Below are 15,241 nucleotides of genomic sequence, written 5' to 3' on the forward strand. Positions count from 1 at the left end.
CTGAGATCGCGTGGGTAGCTTCCCCGTCCATGGCTCACGACTACCTGATCATCGGCGCGGGACCGGCCGGTTTGCAGCTCGCCGCACTGCTCGAGCGGGACGGTCGCGACTACGCCGTCCTGGAGCGCGGCAGCGGGGCCGGCACGTTCTTCACCCGCTACCCGCGGCACCGCAAGCTCATCTCGATCAACAAGGTCCACACCGGGTTCACCGATCCCGAGCAGCGGATGCGGATGGACTGGAACTCCCTGCTGCTCGACGACCCCGAGCTCCTCTTCACCCGCTACACGCCGAGGTACTTCCCGGACGCCGACGACATCGTCCGCTACTTCCAGGACTGCGCGGCGGGTTTGAAGGTCCACTACGACATCGATGTCACGAGCATCTCTCGCGACGGCGACGGGTTCGCGGCCACCGACCACGGTGGACGGACGTGGCACGCGAAGAACCTCGTGATGGCCACCGGGGTCTCCCAGCTCCACGTGCCGCCGATCCCCGGCATCGAGCACACCGAGCGCTACGACACCTTCGACACGGACCCGGAGTCGTTCACCGGCCAGCGGGTGCTCGTGATCGGCAAGGGCAACTCGGGCTTCGAGACCGCCGACGCGCTGGTCGAGCACGCCGCGGTCATCCACGTCGCAGGGCCGCACTCGGTGAAGCTCGCCTGGCAGACGCACTACGTCGGGCACCTGCGGGCGGTGAACAACAACTTCCTCGACACCTACCAGCTCAAGTCCGAGAACGCGGTCATCGACGGCACCGTCGAACGCATCGAGCAGCGGCCCGAGGGCGGCTTCCGGATCCAGTTCCGCTACGCGCGCACGGCCGAGAAGGTCCGCGAGCTGGAGTACGACCGCATCATCGCGTGCACCGGGTTCCAGTTCGACGCCTCGATCTTCGCCGAGAACTGCCGCCCGGCGCTGGTCATCAAGGACCGCTTCCCGCAGCAGACCTCGGCGTTCGAGTCGACGAACGTCCCCGGCCTGTACTTCGCCGGCACGATCACCCAGTCGCGGGACTTCAAGAAGTCCACCAGCGGGTTCATCCACGGCTTCCGCTACGGCGCCCGCGCGCTGCACCGCGTCCTGAGCAACCGCAACCACGGCACCCCGTGGCCGGGCACCGATCTGGAGCTCTCACCCGAGGCGATCAGCGAGGCCGTCATCGCCAGGGTGAACAGGTCGTCGTGCCTGTGGCAGCAGTTCGCGGTCATGGGCGACGTCGTGAGCGTCGACGACGCCACCGCGCGGTACTCCGAGGAGGTGCCGGTCGCGTTCGTGGCGGACGGCGGCCTCGGCCCGGCCGAGCACCGGTTCGTCGCGACGCTGGAGTACGGGCCCGACCACGACACCGTCGACCCGTTCGACATCACCGTCCCCCGCGTCGCCGAGAACGACCCCGTCAACGCGGCCGGCGCGAGCTACCTGCACCCGGTGGTCCGCCACTACCGGCACGGCGTGCTCGCCGCGACGCACCAGCTGGCCGAGAACCTGGAGAACCACTGGGACCTGCCGGAGGTGCACCAGCAGCCGCTCGTGCTGTTCGTGAAGGAATGCCTTGCCGGCGCGTGACACCGGGCCGTTCCCGCGGGCGGTGCTCGACGTGCTCGCCGCCGCCGCGGACAGGCCGGTGTTCGAGCACGGCACCCGCGTGGTGACCGGCGCGGAGTTGCTCGGCATGGTCGCGCGGATCGCGAACGGCTTGCGCGCCAGGGGTCTCGGTCCCGGTGACGGTGTGGCCCTGCTGCTCGGCGTGACCGTGGAGGCGTTCGCCACGATCCTGGCGGCCCACGCGGTGGGCGCGCGGGTGGCCGGGGTCCGTCCGGGACTGACGGACGCGCAGGTCGAGCACCTGCTGAGCCTGGACATCAAGCTCGTGCTCCGGGACGCCGACCTCGCGGACCTGCTCGCCTCCTCCCCCGGACCCCTGCGGTGCGACGGCCGTCCCGGTGACATCGCCCGGCTCATCCACACCAGCGGCAGCACGGGCGCTCCGAAGGCCTGCGCCCAGACCTACGCCTCCATGACCGACGCCTGGACCGCCCGTCCCGACGCCTGGCCTCCCGCGATCCGGGAGCTGGCGACACGGCTCGGCCGGTACCTCGTGTTCGGATCCCTGTCGAGCCAGGTGATGTTCGAGTACGCGGTCCTCACCCTCACGGCCGGTGGCACGGTCGTCGTCGCGGACAACCCGGCCGACGCGATCACCCGCCTCAAAGCCACCGCACGCGTGATCACCGTGCCAGGCCTGGCGAAACTCGTCGCCTCCCAGAAACGCGAGCCCGCCGACCTGTCGACCCTGCGAGCGCTGCTTGTGTCCGGCTCTCCCCTGACCCCCGACCGGCACCGCGAGGCCCTGGACACCCTGGGACCGGTGCTGTTCCACGGTTACGGGCAGACCGAGACCGGCATGATCTCGATGGCCACGCCGGACGATCCGCCTGGCACGGTGGGGAAACCGCCGGTGGACGTGGAGATCCGCGACGGCGAGCTCTTCGTCCGCACGCCGGGACAGGCCTGCGGGTACTGGGGCAACCCGGAGGAGTCCGCCGAGGTCTTCGTGGACGGCTGGGTCCGCACCCGCGACCTCGGCCGGTTCGACGCGCTCGGCTACCTGCGCCTGACCGGCCGGGCCCGCGACGTCGTGATCGTCAACGCGAACCTGCACTACATCGGCCCGATCGAGCAGGTCGTCGCCGAGCACCCGGACGTCGCCGAGGCCTACGTCGTCGCGGTGCCGGACGACGAGACCGGCGAGGCCGTGCACGCGTTCGTCGTGCCGAAAGCCGATCGCGTTCCCGGGCTCGACGAGCTCCGCGAGCTCGTGACCGGACGGCTGGGCGCGGCCTGCGCTCCCGTGCGGGTCACCGCGATCTCCGAACCACCCGTCGCTCCCAGCGGCAAACCCGACAAGCGTCAGCTGACTGCGTGAAGGAGAACGTCGTGTCCAGCGAGGTAACGACCGAATGTCTCGTGATCGGCGCCGGTCCGGCGGGACTGCAGGCTTCCTACCTGCTCAAACAGGCAGGACGCGACCACCTGGTGCTGGAGTCCGGCCAGGCCGCGGGAACGTTCTTCACCCGCTTCCCCCGGCACCGGCAGCTGATCTCCATCAACAAGATCTACACCGGCTGGGACGACCCCGAGCTGAACCTGCGCGTCGACTGGAACTCGTTGCTGTCCGACGATCCCGCGCTGCTGTTCACCGGCTACACGCCCAGGTACTTCCCGAACGCCGACGACATGGTCCGCTACCTCGGCGACTTCGCCGGCAAGTTCGACCTGCCGGTCCGCTACGACACCCAGGTCATCGAAGTGACCCGGCCGGACGACTTCGTGGTGCGCGACCAGCACGGCGGCACCTACCGCGCGAAGCGGATCATCGTGGCGACGGGCGTCTCGCAGCCGTACGTGCCGGACATCGACGGCGTCGAGCACGCCGAGCACTACTACGACGTCTCCGTCGACCCGCAGGACTTCACGAACAAGAAGGTGCTGATCATCGGGCGCGGCAACTCGGCGTTCGAGACCGCCGACGCCCTCGTCGAGACCGCCTCGGTCATCCACGTCGCCGGGCCCGGCTCGCTGAAGCTGGCGTGGCAGACGCACTTCGTCGGCCACCTGCGGGCCGTGAACAACAACTTCCTCGACACCTACCAGCTCAAGTCGCAGAACGCCGTGCTGGACGGGCACATCGCGGGCATCCGCCGCCACGGAGACGACTACCTGGTGAAGGTCAGCTTCCAGCGGGTCGACGAGGTGATCAAGGAGATCCGCTACGACCGGGTGATCCTCGCGACCGGCTTCCGGTTCGACGCCTCGATCTTCGCACCGGAGTGCCGGCCGCAGCTCACGATCAAGTCGCGCTTCCCCGACCAGACGGCGGCGTGGGAGTCGGTGAACGTCCCGGACATGTTCTTCGCGGGCACGATCACGCAGATGCGCGACTTCAAGAAGTCGACCAGCGGGTTCATCCACGGCTTCCGCTACGGCGTGCGCGCACTGCACCGGATCGCGGAACAGCGCTACCACGGCGTGGACTGGCCCAGCCGCCCCGTCGACCCCACGCCCGAGGCAGTCACCGAGGCGGTCATCGAGCGGGTCAACCGGACCTCCGCGCTGTGGCAGCTGTTCTCGTTCCTCGCCGACGCCGTGCTGACCGGCGAGGACGGCTCGGTGCGCTACGTCGAGGAGGTACCGGTCGCGCACCTGCACGAGGCCGTGGCGCGCGGCGAGTTCGGCGACGTCGCGTCGTACCTGACGGTGACGCTGGAGTACGGCGCCGACCACGACAAGGTCAACCCGTTCGACATCACCGCCGGCCGCACCTCCCAGGACGACACCAGCGGGCTCGACGGCCGCTACCTGCACCCGGTGGTGCGGCGGTTCCGCGGCGGCGTGCTCGTGGACGAGCACCACATCACCGAGAACCTCGAGAACGAGTGGGACAGCGAGGCCGTGCACAAGGCGCCGCTGCGGGAGTACCTCCGGTGAACCCGGTGCTCGCGGAACTGCACGACAAGGCACGCGCGGTGCTCGACCCCGTCCACTACGACTTCTTCGCGGGCGGGGTCGGGGACGAGGTCGTGCTCGCGGACAACGAGGCCGCGTTCCGGCGCCTCGCCCTGCTGCCGAGAGTGCTGCGGGGCAACGGGATCAGCCAGGACCTCCCGGTGTTGATCTCACCAACCGCGTTCCACAGGCTCGCCCACCCCGACGGTGAACTCGCGACCGCGCGGGCGGCGGGCGGAACGACGCTGGTGTCGAGCATGGCCTCGACCGTGCCGATCGCCGAGGTCGTGGCGGCCGCGACCGGGCCGGTGTGGTTCCAGCTCTACGTCCAGCCCGACATGGACGTCACGGAAGCGCTGGTGCGGCGCGCGGAACGGGCGGGGTGCGCGGCGTTGGTGGTGACGGTCGACTCCCCTGTCTTCGGCCGTCACCGGCGAGACATCGCGCACGGGTTCCACGACCTGCCCGCCGGGCTGGCCGCGGAGAACATGCGCGACCTGGCCGGGGTGGCTCTGCGGAACATCGAGATGTCGCCGGCGGTGTCGTGGGAGCACCTCGACCGGCTCCGGGACGTGACGACGCTTCCGTTGTGGGTCAAGGGAGTGCTGCATCCGCAGGACGCGGTGCTCGCGGTCGGGCACGGCGTGGCGGGCGTCGTCGTGTCCAACCACGGCGGACGCCAGCTCGACCTCGTGCCGGCGTCGCTCGACGCGTTGCCCGCCGTGGTCGACGCGGTGGCCGGGCGGGTGCCGGTCGTGCTCGACGGCGGTGTCCGAAGTGGAGGGGACATCGCGCTGGCACTGGCGCTGGGAGCGTCGGCCGTCGGCATCGGCAGGCCCGTGCTGTGGGGACTGGCCGCGGACGGCGAGCAGGGCGTGCGGCGGGTGCTCGACGTGCTCCGCGACGAGTACCGGCACGTCCTGGCGATGTGCGGCGGCGAACTGACCAGGGACATGGTGGTGGCCCGGTGCTGAACTGGTTGCCCGGACGCGTGGTCGCGTTGCGCGCCAAGGTGTTCGAGAAGGTCAACGGCGACAACGCCATCACGTTCCCGAACGACCAGGTCGGCCCCGACCGCTTCCAGGAGCTCTACGGCCACCCCGCCGCGAACGGCCGCAGCAAGGGCGCCGGGCTGTCGGACCTGTTCTGGTACTGGCTCTCCCCCGGTCCCGAGGTGCACCAGGAGCACCTGGAGGCCGGGCCGCGCTACGACGACGTGGCCCGAGCGACCCGCACCTTCCTCGCGGGATCGAGCGAGACGCTCTCGGCGGCCGCGACCCGTTGCACGGCCAAGGTGCTGGACGAGGTGATCACCGGCCGCGTCACCGCGGTGCGGCTGCGCGAGCTGATGATGCCGGTGTGGGCCGAGTACTTCTACGAGCTGGTGTTCGGCGAACCGTGCCCGCGCCACGCGCGTGACCTGATCGTCGTGCACGCCACCGATGTCGTGACCTCGTTGAAGTGCACCGGTTTGCGTCACCCCGCCCGCCGCGCCCGCCTCACCCGCTACCTGCGGATCCGGCTCGTGGACGTCCGGCACCCGCTGCCCGCGACGCTGTCGGAGACCGAGCAGGTGCACTACCTGCAGGGCACCTACTTCAACACCGCCGTCGTGCAGATGGCCGAGGCGATGACGCACCTGCTGCTCGCACTGGCCCAGCACCCCGAAGCGGCCCGGCGCGTCGACGACGACCGGTACTTCGCCCACGTCCTCGACGAGACCTTCCGGCTCTACCCGTTGTTCGGCATCGCCCACCGCATCACGACCGCGGACATCGAACTGGACGACCACACGTTCTTCCCCGCGGGTTCGGTGCTGTGCTTCAACTACCCCGCCTACCACGCCACCGGGTACGACGACCCCGACGTGTTCGACCCCAGCCGTTGGGAGAGAACCGCTGCGCGCAACGAACACCACATCCCGTTCGGCATCGCCGCCAACCGGCCGTGCCCGGCGTGGCGCCTCTCCCCCATCGCGATGCGCGCGTCCGCACGGGAGGTGCTGCGCCGCGTCACGCCGTACTCCTCCGTCACGCACACCCGCTCGCTGCCCAGCCGCGGGCCGTGCCTGCTCGTCCGCGACGGACCGGTGCCGCGCTTCAGGCTCGCTCTGATGCGCGTGCGTGACCGCTGGGAGGACGTCTGGCGCAGCGTCGTCCAGCTCGTGCTCGGCACCGCGATGGTGCTGCACGCCCACCGGCTCCGGCCGGCCGGGCGCTACTTCGACACGCACGACACGCAGGGTTGCCCGGTCCGGCACTGACCCCAGGAGATCCCCGGTGAACCAGATCCACTTCGCGTTGCAGGTCTTCGCCGCGCTGGCGGTCGTGCTCGCCGCGACCACCGTCTGCGGACGGCTCGCCATGCTCGTCAAGCAACCCAGGGTCGTCGGCGAGATGGTCGCCGGCGTCCTGCTCGGCCCCGCGCTGCTCGGTGCCGTCGCCCCCGGCGTGCAGGCCCAGCTCTTCCCCGCCGACGTCAAGAGCACCCTGTACGTCCTCAGCACGATCGGCCTGACGTTCTACATGTTCCTCGTCGGGTCCTCTTTGGACCACGGACTCACGACGGGTGCGAACGCGCGCAAGGCGTCCGTGCTCGCCATCTCCGGCATCGTGCCGACGTTCCTGCTCGGCGCGGGCGCGGCCCTGCTCTTCTTCGACTCGCTGAGCCCCGAGGGCTCCAGCCTGTGGGTGTTCATGCTGTTCGTCGGCGGCGCCCTGTCGATCACCGCGTTCCCGATGCTCGCGCGGATCCTGCAGGAACGCGGCATCGCCAACACCCCCATCGGCGGCCTCACCCTGGTCGCCGCCGCGATCGACGACGCGGTGGCGTGGGCGTTCCTCGCACTGATCATCGCCGTGGGCGCGTCCGGCAGCCCGTCCGGCGCACTGCGCACCGTCCTCGGCGCGGCTCTCTTCGCGGTGCTGATGCTCACGCTCGGCCGCAAGTGGCTGGCCAAGCTCGGGGAACGCGCCGAACGCGACGGCAAGCTCAGCCGCGACATGGTGGCGGTGATCCTGCTGATCGTGCTGATCGCCGGCTGGTACACCGACTACATCGGCGTCTTCTCCGTGTTCGGCGGCTTCATCACCGGCCTCGCGATGCCCAAGTCGCCGGTCGTGCGCCAGGAGCTGGAGACCAAGCTCTCCGATCTCAACTCCATCCTGCTGCTGCCGGTGTTCTTCGCGTTCAGCGGTCTCAACACGCGGCTCGACGGCTTCGGCTCGGGCGGCGCGCTGTGGTTCCCGCTCGCGGTGATCATGCTGGCCGCGTTCGCCGGCAAGTACCTCGGCTGCGGGCTCGTGGTGCGCGCGCAGGGTTACTCGTGGCGCTACGCCTCCGCGGTCGGCGGCCTGATGAACGCCCGCGGGCTGATGATCCTCATCTTCATCAACATCGGTCTCGCCTACGACCTGGTGACACCGGAGATGTTCGCGATCCTGGTCGCCGTCGCGATCGTCACCACCGCCGCGGCGATGCCGATCTACCGCGCGTCGCTGCCCGACCACCTGGAGGCCGGGGCCGACGTCAGGACCCCGTCACCAGTTCGCTGAGCTGCTGGACGACGGCGGCCGGGGCCGGCATGTCCGCGATCTCGGCCGCCACCTTCACGGCGACCTCCCGTGCCGACGGGTCGTCGAGCAGATGGCCCGCCGCGCCCGTGATGGCGTCCGCGGTGACCTCCTCGCCGACGAGCTTCGCACCCGCACCGGTCTCGGCGAGCACGTCGGCGTTGACGAACTGGTCGGCGCCCTGCGGCAACACCAGTTGCGGCAGACCGGCCGCGAGCGCGCCGAGAACCGTGCCCGACCCGCCGTGGTGCACCACGAGGTCGGCCTGCCGAAGCACCTCCGCCTGCGGCACGAACCCCGCGACGCGCACGTTCGCCGGAACGTCGCCCAGGAGCGCGGGATCGCCGGGACCGACCGCCACCAGGACGGTGACCGGGAGGCGGGCGAGGCCGTCGATCGCGCGCCGCAGCACGTCCGTCGCACCGGACGACATCGTGCCGAGCGTCAGGTACACCAGCGGTGTCGCCTCGATCTTCGGGAGCGGCACGTCCAGGTCGAACGCCGTCGGCCGCTGCCGCAGCACCGTCGGCAGCGCCGCGACGACCGGATCGCGCACGGTGTCCGGCCACAGGTCGATCGCGACGTCACCCATCATCAGGTCGGCGGGCGCGGCGCCGTCCCACATCCACGCCATCTCCCCCACCGCCATCTCCTGGATAGCGGGCGGCATGGACCGGCCGATCACGTGCGACACGAACGGGATCCCGGCGTCACGAGCCGCCTTCGCAGCACCGGCGTCGCTCTGCTCGTAGACGACCAGATCAGGCTTGATCCGCGGCAGGAGTCCCCCGAGATCTCTGACCGTCGCCCGCGGCAGCACGTCCGCGAACATCGTGATCAGCAGCCGCGGCACCTCCGCGTCGCCGTGCCGCCTGCGGGCCTCCGCCTCGGCCTCCTCGATCGAGATGCCCGACGCGTGCGCCTCGAAACCCAGCTCACGCGCCTTCTCCACGAAGCTCGGACCGATCGCGAACACGACCTCGTGGCCTGCGTGTTGTGCCGCTCGAGCGAGCGGCACCAGCGGAAACAGGTGCCCGTAGGCGGGCCGGCACGAGAAGAGGATGCGCACCTCGTCCAGGCTAGCGATCTTCATCGCTGGGTGTCGGCGGCTGTCCAACTTGGCTTGATTTTAGTCAACACTGAAGCTATAGAGCTTTAAAAATTACTTAGCCGACGTCCACCGTGAAGGCCGCCCGGTGCAGCTTGCCGCCGTGGGAGAACTCCAGGAACAGCCGGTACTCGCCGCGGTCGGCGAACACCGCCTGGAAGCTCAGCTCGCCGTTGTTCAGCGGGATTCCCGCCAGTTCGACGGGATGCAGGTGCGTGGCCGACAGCAACATGGTGTGGAACCCGGTCATGTGGCCGTTGGCACCGAGGTGGGGTTCCAGCGAGCTGACCGGCGTGCCGTCCGGGGCACGGATCGAGAGCCGCAGCGTCTGCTGGGTCATCGCCTTGGGCCGGGCCGGTTCGTCCACGCGCACCACGCTGTAGCCGTCGGTCGTCACCGCACCGGCCTCGGGCGCGGGAACCGGCGCCGGTGTCGTGTCGCCGGGGACGCTGAACGGCACGCCGAGCACGACCGGGTGGCGCGGGTCCGCCGTGTCGAGCGGCACGAACTCCGCGAACATCCGGTAGGCGCCGCCGTCGGGCAGGGAGAGCGTGGTGCGCCAGGTGTCGCCGTCCAGCACGGGGTGCAGGTGCTCGAAGACGAACATGTCCTCGCGGACGGAGAAGAAGTGCATCTGCTTGGTCTGGTTGTCCAGGAACCGGGTGACGGGCTTGCCCGCGCCGTCGAGGATCCGGAACGCCACCGGCACGGCGGTGCCGCGGGTCTCGGGCACCACCACGCGTTCGAAGCGGTAGCCGCTCTCCACATCGGACAGACCGTCGCTGTGCGCGGCGGGGACCACGGCGCCCATGTTCTGGTGCTGCATCGGCGGTGCGGACCGGGCGAACACCATGATGCCGCCGCCTGCCACCACGGCGACGGCGAGCAGGGCGAACATCCAGTCGACCAGGCTGAGCTTGCGCATGACAACTCCTAGTGCGGTGATCACGAACCTTTACCTGGTACTTCGCCGGTCAGACGGGTGCATCGCGGTGCCGTCTCCGCGTCCCGAGTACTGGACACGTACGGGGGCGTGGGGGCGGTGCCGCGAGGCGCCCTGCTGAGCGCCGGAAGACCCGGTGAAGGTTCGTGGTCACCGCACTGGCGGCGCGGGTGGACGGCCACGGCCGCCCACCCGCGTCAGGGTCAGAACTGAAGGCTCCACGCGTCGATGTAGCCGACGTCGGAGCTGGCGACGTCCTGCACCTTGAGCTGCCAGGAGCCGGCGGCGTCCTCGGCGCCGGCGTTCACCTCGTAGGTGGTCAGCACGTTGTCACCGGAGTCGTTGCCGGAACCCTTGAGGCGGAACGAGGTCCCGTCCGGCGCGACGAGGTCGATCACCAGGTCGCCCCGGTACGGGTGCTTGATGTCGACGTTGACCTTCAGCGCGGCCGGCGCCTTGCCGGGCACACCGGAGACCGTCACGGACGACGTCACCGCCGCTCCCCGGTCCGGGATCTGCACGTCGGTGGTGTTCTCGAACTTGCCACCGGCGGGCGGCGGTTCGACGGCGCCGAGGTTGGGCCTGACGACGACCAGGCCCTGCTCGATGCCGTTCACCAGGACGATGCCGCTGGCGAAGTACGGGTAGTTGCTCCACGCCCCGTTGAACTTCGCCTCGTTCGCCGCCGGGTAGATGTCGAAGAACCCGGCCTCCGTCAGCTGCGCCGAAGCGACGTTGCTGACGTCGAGGATGCGCAACCCGGCCTGGTAGTTGGCCTGGTAGGAGTACTTGCCCTTGATGTACTGGTTGTGGTCGATCGCCGTGGCCGGCGAGTTGTAGACCCCGGTGTGCACCGGATTCGCGAGGCTCGCGAGGTCCCAGATGTAGGTCTTGGTGCGCTTGTCGGTGCCGCGCGACTCGTCCAGCTCGTCGTCGAGCAGGAAGTACCGCTGGTCCTCGGTCAGCCAGCCCTGGTGCGAGTACTGCGCGCCGGAGTAGGCCTTGCGCGAGATCTGGACCGGCTTGGTCTTGTCGGTCACGTCGACGATCGTCAGCGTGTCCTCGTTGGAGTTGAAGCAGATCTCCCGGCCCCGGTAGGTCGCGTCCGGTCCGCGGTAGACCACGCACTGGTTGTCGTGCGTGTAGCCGTCCTGCGCGACGCAGCCCGCGTTCTTCGGCGACTTCGGCGTGCGGATGTCGACCATGTGCGGGCCGCCGCTGCACGTGTTGGAGCCGATCGCGTACGCGTACCCGGTCTCCTCGTTGATGGCGATGTTGTGCGCCGGGCCGAACTCCTTGTACAGGACGTCGGCGGTGAACGTCTGCGGCGTGGTGACCGTCCGCAGGCGGGTCAGGTCGAACACCTGCATGCCGTGGCCGGTGATGAAGTCGGCGACGATGAAGGCGTGGTCCTTGTAGACCTTCATGTCGCGCCACGAGCTGCTGCCGCCGTTGGACGGCAGGTTACCCAGGAACTTCGGCGCCGTGGGCGTGCTGACGTCGACGAACGCGGTGCCGTTGGTGCGGCCGACGATCGCGTACTCCTTGCCGGAGGACGGGTCGGTCCAGCCCCAGATGTCGTTGCCGTTGCCACCGCCCATCGAGGACAGGGGGAGCACGCTGAGCAGGTCGACGTTCTTGCAGGGGTAGATGTCGGCCTTGCCGTTGACACACGGAACGCCGGCGGCCTGGCCGGAGACGGCGTGCCGGTCGGCGGGCAGGTGGTCGGCCAGGAACGTCCTGGCGGCGGCCTGGCCTTCGGCGGTGTTGGGATCGTGGGCGGAGGCGCCCGTCATCGAGAGGGCGACCGCGGAGACCGTCAAGACGGCCAGCGCCCCCATGCGCAGGGATTTCATGTAGTGGACTCCTTTGCACCGGGAAGCAGGGGGTTCCCGGTCGTCAACAGACGGTAGAAGCGGCGGGCACTCCCCGTGAACCGTCGTTCGTCTGGTCCGGGTGGAACGTGGATCAGATCGATACGCTCGGACCATGGACAGCAGCCGCCAGATCCGCGTGCGCCAGGCGTTCGACGACTTCTTCGCGCCGGGCGAGCCGAAGTCGGGGAGCTGGGTGCTGGACCTGTTCCAGCGGACGGCGGAGACGGTGCCCGCCTACCGGAAGCTCCTGCGGGACAACGGGATCGAGCCCGCGGCGATCCGGACGTTCGAGGACTTCCAGCGGCTGCCGCTGCTCGACAAGGCCGGCTACCACGAGCGGCACCCGCTGCCGGAGCTGTGCCGCGACGGGAAGCTCGAGAACTGCGACATGATCGCCGTGTCGTCGGGGTCGAGCGGCAGGCCCACGATCTGGCCGCGCGGCGTCGAGGACGAGCTGCACGTGGCGCGCCGGTTCGAGCAGGTGCTGGTGGACGGGTTCCACGCCGACGAGCGCAGGACGCTGGCCGTGGTGTGCTTCCCGCTCGGCACGTGGGTCGGTGGCCTGTTCACGCAGGCGTGCGTCCGGCACCTCGCGGCCAAGGGCTGCCCGATCACGGTGGTGGCGCCGGGGAACAACAAGGCCGAGATCCTGCGGGTGCTGCCCGAACTGGCGCCGCACTTCGACCAGGTCGTGCTGCTGGGCTACCCGCCGTTCGTGAAGGACGTCGTCGACACCGGGCTCGCGGAGGGCGTCGACTGGCCCGCGTACCGGATCAAGCTCGTGCTGGCCGGTGAGGTGTTCAGCGAGCAGTGGCGCGACCTGGTGTCGCGGCGGGCCGGCATCGCGGACCCCGTCACCGACGTCGCCTCTCTCTACGGCACAGCGGATTCCGGCGTGCTGGGCAACGAGACGGCGTTGTCGGCGAGCATCCGCGGGTTCCTCGCCGGCCACCCGGAGAAGGCGCGGGAGGTCTTCGGCGACTCGCGGCTGCCGACGCTCGTGCAGTACGACCCGGCGAGCCGCTTCTTCGAGGTGCACGACGGCACGCTGGTGTTCACCGCGGACGGCGGGATCCCGCTGATCCGCTACCGGATCGCCGACGAGGGCGGGGTTCTCGGCCACGCGGAACTGCTGGAGTACTGCTCCCGCAACGGCTTCACTCCCCCGGCAGGACCGGAGCTGCCGTTCGTGTTCCTGTTCGGGCGGTCGCTGTTCACCGTGTCGTTCTTCGGTGCGAACGTCTACCCGGAGAACGTGACCGTCGGTTTGGAACAGCCCGGCATCAGCGACGTGGTGACGGGGAGGTTCGTGATCGAGTCGGTCGAGGACGAAGATCGCGACCGGGTGTTGCGGATCACCGTCGAGACCGCGCCGGGCGCCGCGGCGGACGCGGCCGTGATCGCGGAGGCGGTCCGCGCCCAGCTGCTGCGGCTCAACAGCGAGTTCGCGCACTACGTCCCGGCCGAACGGCAGTTGCCCGAAGTCGTGCTGCGGCCGCACGGCGATCCGGAGTACTTCCCGGCGGGCGTGAAACACAGGTACACCCGACGATCCTGAAAAGCGCTATTGCACCACGGAGCAATAGCTTTTCTCCGCTTCCCCTCTCTGCTTAAAGTGGCGCCCGGCGGAATTAATTTTGGGTTAGGGAGGAATCCTTTGAGGTTCGTTCGGCGTATTTTGCTGGCGTTGATGCCACTCGCCATGCTCTTCACCGTCGCTCTCGCGGCGCCGAGCGCGCAGGCGGAGGCTCCGGTCGCCGAGGCCGCCGCTGTGGGCGCGGCGTTCGACTCCGAGACCGGCCAGGCGCTCGCGGCCTGGGACTGCAACACCGGCAACATCTGCTTCTGGGACGACTTCGGCGGCAAGGGCCGCCGCTGCATGTGGGACGTCGCCGACTCGGACTGGACCTCGGGCACCTACAAGTGCTCCTGGGCCACGGACCGGGAGGTCAAGTCCGTCTACAACCGCGGCACGTCCTCCGCCAAGGGCGTCAGGTTCTACCGCAACACCGGCTACAACGGCTCGATCGGCTGCACGAAGCAAGGCCAGAAGGGTGACCTCGCCGGCACCTACCAGGTCCGCTCGCACCAGTGGGTCAGCACCAGCTGCGGCTAATCCGGAGCGATAGCACAGAACCGGACGCGGGACACTGGTCCCGCGTCCGGTTTTCGTTGCGCAATTCGGCGGAGTGACACGCCCAGTATCGTTGTGCGCGGTGACCTGGACTGGGGAGGTTGCTGTGTTGCGCATCCATTTTTCCACTGGTGATCTGGAGCGTACGCAGGTAGCGGAAAGGGTGGATCCACTCTGGGAAATGGTGTTCAGCCGGCTTCGGCTGACCGAACTGGACAGCGGGTTGATGTTGCAGCCGTGGCTGCGTCACGTCCGCCGCAACGGGGACCGGCAGGTGATCACGTCCGGCGTGCGCATGCTGTCCGTGCTCGCGCCGCTCGGTCCGTACTTCCCGGACTTCCTGACACCCCCGGAGGGTGCGCAGGGCCTGGGTAGCGCGCTCGCGGCGATCCGGTCCACACCCCGCCATCGGCTGCGAGAGGAGTTCCAGCGGCTGGAGGAGGTGCGGCCGGTTCCGGAGTGGACGCGTCCGCTGGCGGCGGGCGACGGCGAGTCCCTGATGGGCCTCACCGAGGCGCTCACCCGGTACCACCGCGAGGTGATCGAGCCGTACGCCGATCTGATCGACGAGGCGGTCGAGACCGATCGGGTGCACCGCAACGGCCTCGCGTGCGACGTCGAGGGGTTGCTGCGGGGCATGTGGCCGCTGATGAACTGGAGGGCACCGGTGCTGGAGGTCCAGTACGCGCACGACCGCGACCTGTACCTCAACGGGCGCGGGCTGCGGCTGGTGCCGTCGTACTTCTGCCGCCGCACGCCGGTCGCGTTCGCTGATCCGGGGCTGCCGCCGACCGTGGTGTACCCGTTGCACCACGACTGGACCTGGCAGCGGCAGCTCGCGAGCGGACGGCGTGAGCAGGGTGCACTGGCGGCCTTGCTCGGCACGACCAGATCGGCGGTGCTGGCGGCCGTCGGTGCGGGGGCCACGACGACCGAGCTGGCGGAACGGCTCGGCGCGTCGCCGTCGTCGGTCAGCCGGCACACGACGGTGCTGCGGGAGGCGGGGCTGCTGACGACGGAGAGGCAGGGGTTGTCCGTGCTGCACCAGCGAACGCTGCTGGGGTCGGCACTGCTCGGCAAGAACTGAGTTCGA

Annotated in this window: 12 protein-coding genes; 9 read left to right on the forward strand and 3 right to left on the reverse strand. The window is 69.6% G+C overall.

Annotation, left to right across the window (positions count from 1 at the left end):
- The first annotated feature begins 29 nt into the window (after positions 1-29).
- The 6 genes from SK571_RS37315 to SK571_RS37340 are packed head-to-tail and all read left to right on the forward strand — an operon-like array spanning position 30 to position 8,068.
- Positions 30-1,574: an NAD(P)-binding domain-containing protein gene (locus tag SK571_RS37315; RefSeq protein ID WP_319988825.1), complete on the forward strand. Its 1,545-nt coding sequence runs from the start codon at positions 30-32 to the stop codon at positions 1,572-1,574.
- Positions 1,561-2,934 carry a class I adenylate-forming enzyme family protein gene (locus SK571_RS37320; RefSeq protein ID WP_319988826.1) on the forward strand — a complete coding sequence of 458 codons (1,374 nt, stop codon included), beginning with the start codon at positions 1,561-1,563 and terminating at the stop codon, positions 2,932-2,934. The genes SK571_RS37315 and SK571_RS37320 overlap by 14 nt, the downstream gene beginning before the upstream one ends.
- Before the next feature lie 11 nt (positions 2,935-2,945).
- The gene (locus tag SK571_RS37325; RefSeq protein ID WP_319988827.1) at positions 2,946-4,496 is read left to right on the forward strand and encodes an NAD(P)-binding domain-containing protein; all 1,551 of its coding nucleotides are present in this window, start codon (positions 2,946-2,948) and stop codon (positions 4,494-4,496) included.
- On the forward strand, positions 4,493-5,488 hold the full coding sequence (locus SK571_RS37330; protein WP_319988828.1) for an alpha-hydroxy acid oxidase: 996 nt from the start codon (positions 4,493-4,495) through the stop codon (positions 5,486-5,488). Before SK571_RS37325 ends, SK571_RS37330 begins: the two co-directional genes overlap by 4 nt.
- Entirely contained in the window at positions 5,482-6,777 is a 1,296-nt protein-coding gene (locus tag SK571_RS37335; protein WP_319988829.1) for a cytochrome P450, read from the forward strand. The genes SK571_RS37330 and SK571_RS37335 overlap by 7 nt, the downstream gene beginning before the upstream one ends.
- A gap of 16 nt (positions 6,778-6,793) precedes the next feature.
- The gene (locus SK571_RS37340; protein ID WP_319988830.1) at positions 6,794-8,068 is read left to right on the forward strand and encodes a cation:proton antiporter domain-containing protein; all 1,275 of its coding nucleotides are present in this window, start codon (positions 6,794-6,796) and stop codon (positions 8,066-8,068) included.
- Here SK571_RS37340 and SK571_RS37345 read toward each other — a convergent pair.
- From SK571_RS37345 to SK571_RS37355, 3 genes are all read right to left on the reverse strand, one after another.
- On the reverse strand, positions 8,043-9,155 hold the full coding sequence (locus SK571_RS37345) for a glycosyltransferase (protein WP_319988831.1): 1,113 nt from the start codon (positions 9,153-9,155) through the stop codon (positions 8,043-8,045). The two genes, SK571_RS37340 and SK571_RS37345, sit on opposite strands and share 26 nt — an antisense overlap.
- A 97-nt stretch (positions 9,156-9,252) precedes the next feature.
- Complete coding sequence (locus SK571_RS37350; RefSeq protein WP_319988832.1) at positions 9,253-10,119, reverse strand: hypothetical protein; 867 nt, start codon at positions 10,117-10,119, stop codon at positions 9,253-9,255.
- A 221-nt stretch (positions 10,120-10,340) separates the two neighbouring features.
- Complete coding sequence (locus SK571_RS37355) at positions 10,341-11,993, reverse strand: choice-of-anchor B family protein (RefSeq protein WP_319988833.1); 1,653 nt, start codon at positions 11,991-11,993, stop codon at positions 10,341-10,343.
- A gap of 133 nt (positions 11,994-12,126) precedes the next feature.
- Between SK571_RS37355 and SK571_RS37360 the strand changes: the two genes are divergently transcribed.
- The 3 genes from SK571_RS37360 (at position 12,127) to SK571_RS37370 (ending at position 15,235) form a co-directional block, all read left to right on the forward strand.
- Positions 12,127-13,572, forward strand: a complete 1,446-nt coding sequence (locus SK571_RS37360) for a phenylacetate--CoA ligase family protein (RefSeq protein WP_319988834.1) — start codon at positions 12,127-12,129, stop codon at positions 13,570-13,572.
- Between the two features lie 132 nt (positions 13,573-13,704).
- Positions 13,705-14,130: a peptidase inhibitor family I36 protein gene (locus SK571_RS37365; RefSeq protein ID WP_319988835.1), complete on the forward strand. Its 426-nt coding sequence runs from the start codon at positions 13,705-13,707 to the stop codon at positions 14,128-14,130.
- Between the two features lie 199 nt (positions 14,131-14,329).
- On the forward strand, positions 14,330-15,235 hold the full coding sequence (locus SK571_RS37370; protein ID WP_319988836.1) for an ArsR/SmtB family transcription factor: 906 nt from the start codon (positions 14,330-14,332) through the stop codon (positions 15,233-15,235).
- The last annotated feature ends 6 nt before the right edge of the window (positions 15,236-15,241 follow it).

The sequence above is a fragment of the Lentzea kristufekii genome (assembly GCF_033949925.1).
Classification (GTDB): domain Bacteria; phylum Actinomycetota; class Actinomycetes; order Mycobacteriales; family Pseudonocardiaceae; genus Lentzea; species Lentzea kristufekii.

Coding starts and splice junctions, on each gene's coding strand:
- SK571_RS37315 (WP_319988825.1), top strand. CDS start 30: ATGGCTCACGACTACCTGATCATCGGCGCGGGACCGGCCGGTTTGCAG.
- SK571_RS37365 (WP_319988835.1), top strand. CDS start 13,705: ATGCCACTCGCCATGCTCTTCACCGTCGCTCTCGCGGCGCCGAGCGCG.
- SK571_RS37360 (WP_319988834.1), top strand. CDS start 12,127: ATGGACAGCAGCCGCCAGATCCGCGTGCGCCAGGCGTTCGACGACTTC.
- SK571_RS37355 (WP_319988833.1), bottom strand. CDS start 11,993: ATGAAATCCCTGCGCATGGGGGCGCTGGCCGTCTTGACGGTCTCCGCG.
- SK571_RS37350 (WP_319988832.1), bottom strand. CDS start 10,119: ATGCGCAAGCTCAGCCTGGTCGACTGGATGTTCGCCCTGCTCGCCGTC.
- SK571_RS37370 (WP_319988836.1), top strand. CDS start 14,330: ATGGTGTTCAGCCGGCTTCGGCTGACCGAACTGGACAGCGGGTTGATG.